This window comes from Rathayibacter sp. AY2B7 (assembly GCF_002931635.1).
Taxonomy (GTDB): Bacteria; Actinomycetota; Actinomycetes; order Actinomycetales; family Microbacteriaceae; genus Rathayibacter.
Map to the genome: position 1 here is coordinate 1 of NZ_PSUC01000111.1, position 10,757 is coordinate 10,757.

Sequence of the window (10,757 nt, forward strand, 5' to 3'; positions counted from 1 at the left end):
GGCGCTGCGGTCGTCCTCGAACTCGAGCGCCATCGGGCGCATGATCGGGACGCCGGTGCTCGCCGCCTCCGCCCCCGGCTAGGCTGACCCCCGCAAGCAGAGGAGACCGCGGATGCCCGACCACGCGACGCGCGGCAACAACCTCGACCGCGTCAGGCGGCACAACCTCTCGGCGATCCTCCGCCTCGTGCACCGCGGCGGCCCCCGCTCCCGCTCGCAGCTGACCCGCCTGACCGGCCTCAACCGCTCCACGATCGCGGCGCTGGTCGGCGAGCTGGTGGAGCTCGGCATCGTGCGCGAGCGCGAGCCCGCCACGCCGAACCAGGTCGGCCGGCCGAGCCCCGTCGTCGAGGCCGATCCCGGAGTCGTCGCGCTCGCCGTGAACCCCGAGATCGACGCCGTCACGGTCGCCGTGGTCGGCGTCGACGCCGTCGTCCGCCGCCGCATCCGCCGCTCCGCCTCCGTCCCCACCGCCGAGGCCGCCGCCCGTCTGGCGGCCGAGGCGGTCGCCGAGCTGCTCGCCGAGCTGCCCGAGGAGACGCGGACGGTCGGCATCGGCGTCGCGGTGCCCGGCCTCGTCCGCGACGCCGACGGCCTCGTCCGGGTCGGCCCGCACCTCGGCTGGGACGACGAGCCCTTCTCCCGCATGCTCGCGGACGCGACCGGCCTGCCCGTCCTCTCGGCGAACGACGCCAACCTCGGTGCACTCGCCGAGAGCGTCCTCGGCGCCGGCCGCGACGTCTCGCACCTCGTCTACCTCAACGGCGGCGCGAGCGGAGTGGGCGCCGGCGTCATCGTCGGCGGCGCGCCTCTGCACGGCATCGACGGCTACGCGGGGGAGAACGGCCACACCCTCGTCAACAGCGCGGGCATCGACTGCCACTGCGGCGCCGTCGGCTGCCTCGAGACCGAGGTCGGCCGCGCCGAGCTGCTCACTGTGCTCGGCCTCGACGAGAGCGAGCGGCTGGAGGAGGCGCTCGCCGCCTCCGAGGACCCGGCCGTCCGTGCCGAGGTCGAGCGCCAGCTCGGGCACCTCGCGGTCGCCCTGCGCAACGTGATCAACGTGTTCAACCCGCAGCTCGTGGTGCTGGGCGGCTTCCTCGGGGCGCTGATCGGAGTCGCGCCGGGGTTCCTGGAGGAGCGCCTGGGCCGCGGCGGCCCCTTCCGGGTCGCGCTCGACTCCGTGCGCATCGTGCGGACCGAGCTCGGCGCCGATCTGCTCATGCTGGGCGCAGCCGAGCTCGCCTTCGAGCGCCTGCTCGCCGACCCGCTCGGCACTCCGCTCCACCCGGTCTGACCCGACGGCGGGCCGAGGGGTGGCGCCACTGTGCGACACGTGATGGAATTGATTCGACCGAGCGGCGTGGAGCCGACGAGGTCCGCTCCGGAGCCGAGGACGACACCGGCAGCACCCCTCCCTCCCACCCCGCTGCGCCCTGCGCAGGAAGGCACTCCGTGTCCACTCCCGCCTCGACTCCGACCGGCTCCCTCCCGGTGCACCGCCACCCGGGCGACGCCCTGACGGCCCGCCAGCGCCTCGTCTACGTGATCGTCCTCGGCTCGCTGACCGCCCTCGGGCCGTTCACGATCGACCTCTACCTGCCGGCGTTCCCCGCGCTGCAGAGCGAGCTGAACGTGTCGGAGGCGGCGGTCCAGCTGACCCTCACCGGCACGACCCTCGGCTTCGCGCTCGGCCAGCTGGTCGTGGGCCCCTGGAGCGACGCGGTCGGCCGACGCCTGCCGATCCTCCTGGCCACCTCGCTGCACGTCCTGGCCTGCGTCGGCGCGGCGCTCGCCCCCGAGATCGTCACGCTCGGCGTCTTCCGCTTCCTGATGGGAGCCGGTGCGGCGGCGGGCGGCGTGGTCGCGATGGCGATGGTCCGCGACCTCTTCGGCGGACGCCCGCTGGTGCGGATGCTGTCCCGGCTCGCCCTGGTGTCGGGCCTCGCGCCCGTGCTCGCGCCGGTCATCGGCTCGCAGCTGCTGCTGATCATGGACTGGCGCGGGATCTTCGTCTTCCTCGCCGCCTACGGCGTGCTGGTCGTCGCGGCCGTCGGCCTGCTCGTCGTCGAGACCCGGCCCCGCGCCGCCCGCCACGAGCGCGAGCACCGCTCGCTCGTGCAGCGCTACCGGGCCGTCCTCAGCGACCGCGTGTTCCTCGGAGTGGCGGTGATCGGGGGCATGACCTTCGCCGGCCTGTTCACCTACCTCTCCAGCTCCTCGTTCCTGTTCCAGGGTCTCTACGGATTCGACGCGCAGCAGTACGGGCTGCTCTTCGCCGTGAACTCGCTCGGCGTCGTCCTCGGCGTGCAGGCGTCCTCCTACCTCAGCCGGAGGATCGGGCCGCAGTGGATCCTCGCGATCACGACGCTGACGCTGTTCACCTCCGCCGGCCTGATCGCCCTCTTCGACGTGCTCGGGCTGGGGCTCTGGGGCACGCTCGTCCCGCTGTGGTTCTTCATCGCGTCCTGCGGCTTCAGCTTCCCGTGCGTGCAGGTCCTCGGCCTGGTCAACCACGGCCGGGAGGCGGGGACGGCCGCGTCGCTGCTCGGAGCGGTCAACTTCGGCACCGCCGGACTGCTGTCGCCGATCTCGGGGGTCTTCGGAGCCGGCACGAACGAACCGATGGCCCTGGTGATGATAGCGACGGCGAACGTGACGATCCTGGCACTCTGACTGATCGTCCGGCCGAGGAGCGTCCCGGCGCTGCAGGACTGAGCGCTCGGCTCCGGGTCCCGGCGGTCCGGCACGCCCCGCTCCTGCGGCTCCTCCCGGGCGTTCCGGCGCTCGCTGGATCCGCTCCCGAGCGCCGCTGCTACAGTCCCCTCCCATGTCCTCCCGCGACTCCTCCGCCCTGCTCGCCGAGCTCTCCGACCCCGACCGCGACGTCCGCCTCCGTGCGGCGATGACCCTGGGCGAGATCGCCGAGCCCGCCACCGCCGAGCCCCTCGCCGCGCACCTGTGGGAGGAGCCGGACTTCTTCGTCCGCGACGTGCTCACCTGGTCGCTCGGCCGCCTCGGCTCCGCCGCTGTCCCCGTCGCCCGCGAGCCGCTCGGCCGCGAGACCCGGGTGAGCACGCAGGCTCTGCACGTGCCCACCAAGATCCTCGACACAGTGACGCTCGACGACATCGCCCCGCTGGCCGCCGACTCCGAGCCCGCCGTCGCCGCGAAGGCCCGCTTCGCGCTGGGCCGCCTCGGCGACGAGCGCGCGCTGCCGGTCCTGCTCGGCCTGCTCGGCGACGACGACGCGGAGGCGCAGAACGTGCTCACCGACGTCCTCGCCTCCTTCGGCGCCGCGGCCGTCCCCGGTCTGGAGCAGGCCCTCCGCGAGGGGTCCGCGCCGGTCCGCCGTCACGCCGCCGCCGCGCTCGGCTACCTGGGCGACGACGCGCGTGCTGCCGTCGACGCGCTGGACGGGGCCGCCGGCAGCGCCGACTCCGCGCTCGCGGTCTCGGCCGTGATGGCGCTCGGCTCGATCACCGGTCCCGACGCGGCCGCCGCCCTCGAACGGGCCTCCGCCTCGGACGACTCCCGCGTGAGCGCCGTCGCCGCGCGGCTCCTCGCCCGCTCCTCCGAGCCGACCCGGCTCGACGCCCTCCGCGCCGCCCGCCTGGCCCGCGCGGCCGGCTGAGCCGCGCCGCGAACCCCCGCGGGGGAAGGCCGGGCATCCGCACGGCCGGTCGAACCGTGCCACGAACCCGGCGCACGGACGCCGGGCTTCCGAACGGTCGGCCGAGCCGTCCCGCAACCCCCAGCGGGGGAACGCCGGGTGACGGCATCATGTCCGGATGGATCACCGCGACGACCGCCTGTCGACCGAGCCCGGAACCGCGCGCCCCGACGCCGTCCAGCGTGCGCGGATGCGCGAGCAGGTGCCGTCCGACGACGTCGCCGCCCGGCTGCTGACGAAGGAGGCGGCTCACCGGGTCTCCCGCCGCTGGCCGCTGATCTCCGCGTCACTCGCGATCCTGCTCACGGTGCTGCTCGCCGTGCTGATCGCCTTCCGCCCCACCTCGGCCTTCCGCTTCGACGTGGAGTGGATGGACGAGATCGTCGAGCACCGCTCGCCGGTCTGGGACATCCCGGCCCTCGTCATGAACACGGTCGGAGCGGGGCTCGTCGGCACGACGCTCATCCCGCTCGGGATCGTCGCCGTGCTGCTGGTGTTCCGCAGGCGATGGGCCGCGCTCTACTACGCGATCGCCGCGCTGGTCAGCGTGGGCGCCACCCAGCTCGTCAAGGAGCTGGTGGGACGCGCCCGCCCGGCCGACATGCTCGTCACCAGCGACTACGGCTCCTTCCCGTCCGGCCATACCGCCAACGCGGCGACGACGGCGATGGTGCTGGCCCTGGTGTTCCCGCTGCTGTGGGTCTGGATCGCGGGCTTCCTTTATACCGTTGCGATGATGGCGAGCCGCACCTACCTCGTCGCCCACTGGCTAAGCGACACCGTCGGCGGCCTGCTGCTCGGGATCGGCGTGGCGCTCGTGGTCTGGGCTCCGCTCGCCGGCCGCCTGCGCACCGAGGCCGAGCTCCCGCACCCGCCGATCTGGATCCGCCGCACCACCTGACCGGCGCAGTTCTCTCCATGCGAGGGCTTCGAGGCCCTCAGGATCGGCGCCCGAGGAGCGCGGAGGCTCGCCGATCAGCCGAAGGCGGCGAGGGAGTCGAGCTCGTTGAAGGTGTAGACGTGCAGGCCCGCGAGGCGGTCGCCCGCCGCCGCTTCCAGGCGCGCGACGAACGCGGACGGGTCGAAGCGGCGTCCGCGGAGTAGCCCGCCGGCCACCGAGGTGCTCCGCTTCAGGAAGCCGAGCGAGGAGCCCACTCCGATCCGCGCGCCCAGCGTCAGCAGCCGCGAGCGCTCGACCGGCCCCGGCACCCCCGCCCACAGATCGGCCGTGATCCCCGTCTCGCGGAGCCGGTCGGCGTAGCGGACCACCGCGTCGACGTCGAAGCACATCTGCGTGACGATCGAGCGGATGAACGGAGCGCGCTCGCGCAGGTGCCGCTCGATGCTCTCGTCGGAGAGGTGCGGGTGGCCCTCGGGATAGCCTGCGATGTCCAGGGCCAGCCCGGGTGAGATCTCGCGGGCGTCGCGGATGAGCTCGAGGCTCGTGGAGTAGGTGCCGGCCGCCGAGGACGCGTCGCCCGAGATCACGAACGCCTCGTCGATCCCCGCCTCGCCCATCCGCTCGAGGACCCGCTCGAGTGCGGCGCGGCCCTCGACGTTCCGCGCCGCCAGGTGGGGCACCACGCGGAACCCGCGCCCGGCCAGCGCGACCGCGCAGTCCACGGTCCGCCCGGTCCCGTGCTTCGGCAGGCTGGTCACGGTCAGCGTCACCGCGGAGGGGTCCGGGAACGCCCGTGCGGCGCGCTCGCCGATGTCGTCGGCCGGGATGATCTCGAAGCGAGCGCGGGTCATCGGCCCAGCCTGCCGAAGCACGGGACCGGGCGGACCGTGGACTGCGCGGTCGCGCTGGCCGGGCGCGGGTTCCGCGTGGTGCCCCACCTGGCGGCGCGGAACGTCGAGGGCCGCGCCGCACTCGAGCGGGTCCTCGAGCGGATGGGCGAGGCGGGGATCGACGAGGCGTTCGTGATCTCGGGCGACGCGTCCTCGGCGGCCGGCACCTACTCCACGAGCCTCGAGCTCATCCGCGACGCCCGCGAGATCTCACCCGGGCTGGCCCTGGACATCCCAGCCTATCCCGAGTGCCACCCCCACCTCTCCTACGAGAGCATCAACCGGCACCTCCGCGACCGCGCTCCGTTCATCCGCTCGATCGTCACGCAGATCTGCTCCGACGTCCACGCGGTGGTCCGCTACGCCGACCGGCTCCGCGAGACGGGGATCACGGCCGATCTGTGGGCGGGGGTGCCGGGGCCGGTCGAGCGCTCGCGGCTGCTGACGCTGGGCGCGCGGATCGGAGTGGGCTCCTCGCTCGGCTTCCTGAAGCGGAGCACCTCGGTGGCCGGCGGGCTCCTCCGCGGACGCCGCTTCGACCCGTCCGCGTTCGTCGAGCGACTGGAAGCGGCGGCGGACGACCGCCTCGCGGGCCTGCACGTCTACACCTTCAACGAGCTCGACTCCCTCGCCGCCTTCGGCTGATCGGCGAGCCTCCGCGCTCCTCGGGCGCCGATCCTGAGGGCCTCGAAGCCCTCGCATGGAGAGAACTGCGCCGGTCAGGTGGTGCGGCGGATCCAGATCGGCGGGTGCGGGAGCTCGGCCTCGGTGCGCAGGCGGCCGGCGAGCGGAGCCCAGACCACGAGCGCCACGCCGATCCCGAGCAGCAGGCCGCCGACGGTGTCGCTTAGCCAGTGGGCGCCGAGGTAGGTGCGGCTCGCCATCATCGCCACGGTATCGAGGAAGCCCGCGATCCAGACCCACAGCAGCGGGAACACCAGGGCCAGCACCATCGCCGCCGTCGCCGCGTTGGCCGTATGGCCGGACGGCAAGCAGCCGTAGTCGCTGGTGACGAGCATGTCGGCCGGGCGGGCGCGTCCCACCAGCTCCTTGACGAGCTGGGTGGCGCCCACGCTGACCAGCGCGGCGATCGCGTAGTAGAGCGCGGCCCATCGCCTGCGGAACACCAGCAGCACGGCGACGATCCCGAGCGGGATGAGCGTCGTGCCGACGAGCCCCGCTCCGACCGTGTTCATGACGAGGGCCGGGATGTCCCAGACCGGCGAGCGGTGCTCGACGATCTCGTCCATCCACTCCACGTCGAAGCGGAAGGCCGAGGTGGGGCGGAAGGCGATCAGCACGGCGAGCAGCACCGTGAGCAGGATCGCGAGTGACGCGGAGATCAGCGGCCAGCGGCGGGAGACCCGGTGAGCCGCCTCCTTCGTCAGCAGCCGGGCGGCGACGTCGTCGGACGGCACCTGCTCGCGCATCCGCGCACGCTGGACGGCGTCGGGGCGCGCGGTTCCGGGCTCGGTCGACAGGCGGTCGTCGCGGTGATCCATCCGGACATGATGCCGTCACCCGGCGTTCCCCCGCTGGGGGTTGCGGGACGGCTCGGCCGACCGTTCGGAAGCCCGGCGTCCGTGCGCCGGGTTCGTGGCACGGTTCGACCGGCCGTGCGGATGCCCGGCCTTCCCCCGCGGGGGTTCGCGGCGCGGCTCAGCCGGCCGCGCGGGCCAGGCGGGCGGCGCGGAGGGCGTCGAGCCGGGTCGGCTCGGAGGAGCGGGCGAGGAGCCGCGCGGCGACGGCGCTCACGCGGGAGTCGTCCGAGGCGGAGGCCCGTTCGAGGGCGGCGGCCGCGTCGGGACCGGTGATCGAGCCGAGCGCCATCACGGCCGAGACCGCGAGCGCGGAGTCGGCGCTGCCGGCGGCCCCGTCCAGCGCGTCGACGGCAGCACGCGCGTCGTCGCCCAGGTAGCCGAGCGCGGCGGCGGCGTGACGGCGGACCGGCGCGGACCCCTCGCGGAGGGCCTGCTCCAGACCGGGGACGGCCGCGGCGCCGAAGGAGGCGAGGACGTCGGTGAGCACGTTCTGCGCCTCCGCGTCGTCGTCGCCGAGCAGGCCGAGCAGGACCGGCAGCGCGCGCTCGTCGCCGAGGCGGCCCAGCGCGAAGCGGGCCTTCGCGGCGACGGCGGGCTCGGAGTCGGCGGCCAGCGGGGCGATGTCGTCGAGCGTCGCCGGGTCGAGGATCTTGCTGAGCACGTGCAGCGCCTGCGTGCGCACCCGGGGCTCGCGGCCGAGCGCCTCGCGGGCGACGGGGACAGCGGCGGAGCCGAGGCGGCCGAGCGACCAGGTGAGCACGTCGCGGACGAAGAAGTCCGGCTCCTCCCACAGGTGCGCGGCGAGGGGCTCGGCGGTGGCGGGCTCGGCGATCTCGCCCAGGGTCATCGCCGCACGGAGGCGGACGTCGCGGTCGGGGTCGGAGAGCTCGGCGAGCAGGGCGGAGGAGTCGCGGGAGGACATGGGAGGGGACTGTAGCAGCGGCGCTCGGGAGCGGATCCAGCGAGCGCCGGAACGCCCGGGAGGAGCCGCAGGAGCGGGGCGTGCCGGACCGCCGGGACCCGGAGCCGAGCGCTCAGTCCTGCAGCGCCGGGACGCTCCTCGGCCGGACGATCAGCCAGAGTGCCAGGATCGACACGGTCGCCGTCGCCATCATCACCAGGGCCATCGGCACGGCCGAGCCGGCGCCGAAGACCCCCGAGATCGGCGACAGCAGTCCGGCGGTGCCGAAGTTGACCGCTCCGAGCAGCGACGCGGCCGTCCCCGCCTCCCGGCCGTGGTTGACCAGGCCGAGGACCTGCACGCACGGGAAGCTGAAGCCGCAGGACGCGATGAAGAACCACAGCGGGACGAGCGTGCCCCAGAGCCCCAGCCCGAGCACGTCGAAGAGGGCGATCAGGCCGGCGGAGGTGAACAGCGTCAGCGTCGTGATCGCGAGGATCCACTGCGGCCCGATCCTCCGGCTGAGGTAGGAGGACGCCTGCACGCCGAGGACGACGCCGAGCGAGTTCACGGCGAAGAGCAGCCCGTACTGCTGCGCGTCGAATCCGTAGAGACCCTGGAACAGGAACGAGGAGCTGGAGAGGTAGGTGAACAGGCCGGCGAAGGTCATGCCCCCGATCACCGCCACTCCGAGGAACACGCGGTCGCTGAGGACGGCCCGGTAGCGCTGCACGAGCGAGCGGTGCTCGCGCTCGTGGCGGGCGGCGCGGGGCCGGGTCTCGACGACGAGCAGGCCGACGGCCGCGACGACCAGCACGCCGTAGGCGGCGAGGAAGACGAAGATCCCGCGCCAGTCCATGATCAGCAGCAGCTGCGAGCCGATGACCGGCGCGAGCACGGGCGCGAGGCCCGACACCAGGGCGAGCCGGGACAGCATCCGCACCAGCGGGCGTCCGCCGAAGAGGTCGCGGACCATCGCCATCGCGACCACGCCGCCCGCCGCCGCACCGGCTCCCATCAGGAAGCGGAAGACGCCGAGCGTGACGATCTCGGGGGCGAGCGCCGCGCCGACGCAGGCCAGGACGTGCAGCGAGGTGGCCAGGAGGATCGGCAGGCGTCGGCCGACCGCGTCGCTCCAGGGGCCCACGACCAGCTGGCCGAGCGCGAAGCCGAGGGTCGTGCCGGTGAGGGTCAGCTGGACCGCCGCCTCCGACACGTTCAGCTCGCTCTGCAGCGCGGGGAACGCCGGCAGGTAGAGGTCGATCGTGAACGGCCCGAGGGCGGTCAGCGAGCCGAGGACGATCACGTAGACGAGGCGCTGGCGGGCCGTCAGGGCGTCGCCCGGGTGGCGGTGCACCGGGAGGGAGCCGGTCGGAGTCGAGGCGGGAGTGGACACGGAGTGCCTTCCTGCGCAGGGCGCAGCGGGGTGGGAGGGAGGGGTGCGGCCGGTGTCGTCCTCGGCTCGGGAGCGGACCTCGTCGGCTCCACGCCGCTCGGTCGAATCAATTCGATCACGTGTCGGACAGTGGCGCCACCCCTCGGCCCGCCGTCGGGTCAGACCGGGTGGAGCGGAGTGCCGAGCGGGTCGGCGAGCAGGCGCTCGAAGGCGAGCTCGGCTGCGCCCAGCATGAGCAGATCGGCGCCGAGCTCGGTCCGCCCGACGCGCACGGAGCCGACCGCCACCCGGAAGGGGCCGCCGCGGCCCAGGCGCTCCTCCAGGAACCCCGGCGCGACTCCGATCAGCGCCCCGAGGAAGCCGCCCAGCACCACGAGCTGCGGGTTGAACACGTTGATCACGTTGCGCAGGGCGACCGCGAGGTGCCCGAGCTGGCGCTCGACCTCGGCACGGACGGCCGGGTCCTCGGAGGCGGCGAGCGCCTCCTCCAGCCGCTCGCTCTCGTCGAGGCCGAGCACAGTGAGCAGCTCGGCGCGGCCGACCTCGGTCTCGAGGCAGCCGCCGGCGCCGCAGTGGCAGTCGATGCCCGCGCTGTTGACGAGGGTGTGGCCGATCTCCCCCGCGTACCCGTCGCTGCCGTGCAGAGCCGCGCCGCCGACGATGGCGCCTGCGCCCACTTCGCCCGCGCCGCCGTTGAGGTAGACGAGGTGCGAGACGTCGCGGCCGGCGCCGAGGACGCTCTCGGCGAGTGCACCGAGGTTGGCGTCGTTCGCCGAGAGGACGGGCAGGCCGGCGGCGTCCGCGAGCATGCGGGACATGGGCTCGTCGTCCCAGCCGAGGTGCGGGCCGACCCGGACGAGGCCGTCGGCGTCGCGGACGAGGCCGGGCACCGCGACGCCGATGCCGACCGTCCGCGTCTCCTCGGGCAGCTCGGCGAGCAGCTCGGCGACCGCCTCGGCCGCCAGACGGGCGGCGGCCTCGGCGGTGGGGACGGAGGCGGAGCGGCGGATGCGGCGGCGGACGACGGCGTCGACGCCGACCACGGCGACCGTGACGGCGTCGATCTCGGGGTTCACGGCGAGCGCGACGACTCCGGGATCGGCCTCGACGACGGGGCTCGGCCGGCCGACCTGGTTCGGCGTGGCGGGCTCGCGCTCGCGCACGATGCCGAGCTCCACCAGCTCGCCGACCAGCGCCGCGATCGTGGAGCGGTTGAGGCCGGTCAGGCGGGTCAGCTGCGAGCGGGAGCGGGGGCCGCCGCGGTGCACGAGGCGGAGGATCGCCGAGAGGTTGTGCCGCCTGACGCGGTCGAGGTTGTTGCCGCGCGTCGCGTGGTCGGGCATCCGCGGTCTCCTCTGCTTGCGGGGGTCAGCCTAGCCGGGGGCGGAGGCGGCGAGCACCGGCGTCCCGATCATGCGCCCGATGGCGCTCGAGTTCGAGGACGACCGCAGCGCC

10 protein-coding genes are annotated in these 10,757 nt (G+C 74.3%); 5 read left to right on the plus strand and 5 right to left on the minus strand.

What is annotated here, in order from left to right:
* The first annotated feature begins 112 nt into the window (after positions 1-112).
* The 4 genes from C5C27_RS14735 (at position 113) to C5C27_RS14750 (ending at position 4,574) form a co-directional block, all read left to right on the plus strand.
* On the plus strand, positions 113-1,297 hold the full coding sequence (locus C5C27_RS14735) for an ROK family transcriptional regulator (RefSeq protein ID WP_104314781.1): 1,185 nt from the start codon (positions 113-115) through the stop codon (positions 1,295-1,297).
* 158 nt (positions 1,298-1,455) lie between these two features.
* A complete protein-coding gene (locus tag C5C27_RS14740) occupies positions 1,456-2,676 on the plus strand; it encodes a multidrug effflux MFS transporter (RefSeq protein WP_104314782.1) in 1,221 nt (406 codons plus the stop codon).
* A gap of 154 nt (positions 2,677-2,830) precedes the next feature.
* Entirely contained in the window at positions 2,831-3,634 is an 804-nt protein-coding gene (locus tag C5C27_RS14745; protein WP_104314783.1) for a HEAT repeat domain-containing protein, read from the plus strand.
* Positions 3,635-3,791: 157 nt separating this feature from the next.
* Positions 3,792-4,574 carry a phosphatase PAP2 family protein gene (locus tag C5C27_RS14750; protein ID WP_258066786.1) on the plus strand — a complete coding sequence of 261 codons (783 nt, stop codon included), beginning with the start codon at positions 3,792-3,794 and terminating at the stop codon, positions 4,572-4,574.
* 74 nt (positions 4,575-4,648) lie between these two features.
* Here C5C27_RS14750 and C5C27_RS14755 read toward each other — a convergent pair whose 3' ends face one another.
* Complete coding sequence (locus C5C27_RS14755; RefSeq protein ID WP_104251307.1) at positions 4,649-5,425, minus strand: methylenetetrahydrofolate reductase; 777 nt, start codon at positions 5,423-5,425, stop codon at positions 4,649-4,651.
* 36 nt (positions 5,426-5,461) lie between these two features.
* On the opposite strand from C5C27_RS14755, the gene C5C27_RS14760 reads away from it, so the two are divergent.
* Positions 5,462-6,109 (plus strand): methylenetetrahydrofolate reductase, encoded by a 648-nt coding sequence (locus tag C5C27_RS14760; protein ID WP_104314784.1) that lies wholly within the window; start codon positions 5,462-5,464, stop codon positions 6,107-6,109.
* A 74-nt stretch (positions 6,110-6,183) separates the two neighbouring features.
* On the opposite strand, the gene C5C27_RS14765 is transcribed toward C5C27_RS14760, so the two are convergent.
* The 4 genes from C5C27_RS14765 to C5C27_RS14780 all read right to left on the minus strand — a co-directional run bounded on the left by C5C27_RS14765 (position 6,184) and on the right by C5C27_RS14780 (position 10,645).
* Positions 6,184-6,966 (minus strand): phosphatase PAP2 family protein, encoded by a 783-nt coding sequence (locus C5C27_RS14765; protein ID WP_258066788.1) that lies wholly within the window; start codon positions 6,964-6,966, stop codon positions 6,184-6,186.
* 157 nt (positions 6,967-7,123) lie between these two features.
* Positions 7,124-7,927, minus strand: a complete 804-nt coding sequence (locus C5C27_RS14770) for a HEAT repeat domain-containing protein (protein WP_104314785.1) — start codon at positions 7,925-7,927, stop codon at positions 7,124-7,126.
* Positions 7,928-8,039: 112 nt separating this feature from the next.
* A complete protein-coding gene (locus C5C27_RS14775; RefSeq protein WP_104314786.1) occupies positions 8,040-9,302 on the minus strand; it encodes a multidrug effflux MFS transporter in 1,263 nt (420 codons plus the stop codon).
* A 158-nt stretch (positions 9,303-9,460) separates the two neighbouring features.
* Positions 9,461-10,645: an ROK family transcriptional regulator gene (locus tag C5C27_RS14780; RefSeq protein ID WP_104314787.1), complete on the minus strand. Its 1,185-nt coding sequence runs from the start codon at positions 10,643-10,645 to the stop codon at positions 9,461-9,463.
* Positions 10,646-10,757: the final 112 nt, after the last annotated feature.

What these genes read in the sequence shown, in the direction of transcription:
- C5C27_RS14735 (WP_104314781.1), top strand. Translation starts at nt 113, where the DNA reads ATGCCCGACCACGCGACGCGCGGCAACAACCTCGACCGCGTCAGGCGG.
- C5C27_RS14745 (WP_104314783.1), top strand. Translation starts at nt 2,831, where the DNA reads ATGTCCTCCCGCGACTCCTCCGCCCTGCTCGCCGAGCTCTCCGACCCC.
- C5C27_RS14750 (WP_258066786.1), top strand. Translation starts at nt 3,792, where the DNA reads ATGGATCACCGCGACGACCGCCTGTCGACCGAGCCCGGAACCGCGCGC.
- C5C27_RS14755 (WP_104251307.1), bottom strand. Translation starts at nt 5,425, where the DNA reads ATGACCCGCGCTCGCTTCGAGATCATCCCGGCCGACGACATCGGCGAG.
- C5C27_RS14765 (WP_258066788.1), bottom strand. Translation starts at nt 6,966, where the DNA reads ATGGATCACCGCGACGACCGCCTGTCGACCGAGCCCGGAACCGCGCGC.
- C5C27_RS14770 (WP_104314785.1), bottom strand. Translation starts at nt 7,927, where the DNA reads ATGTCCTCCCGCGACTCCTCCGCCCTGCTCGCCGAGCTCTCCGACCCC.
- C5C27_RS14780 (WP_104314787.1), bottom strand. Translation starts at nt 10,645, where the DNA reads ATGCCCGACCACGCGACGCGCGGCAACAACCTCGACCGCGTCAGGCGG.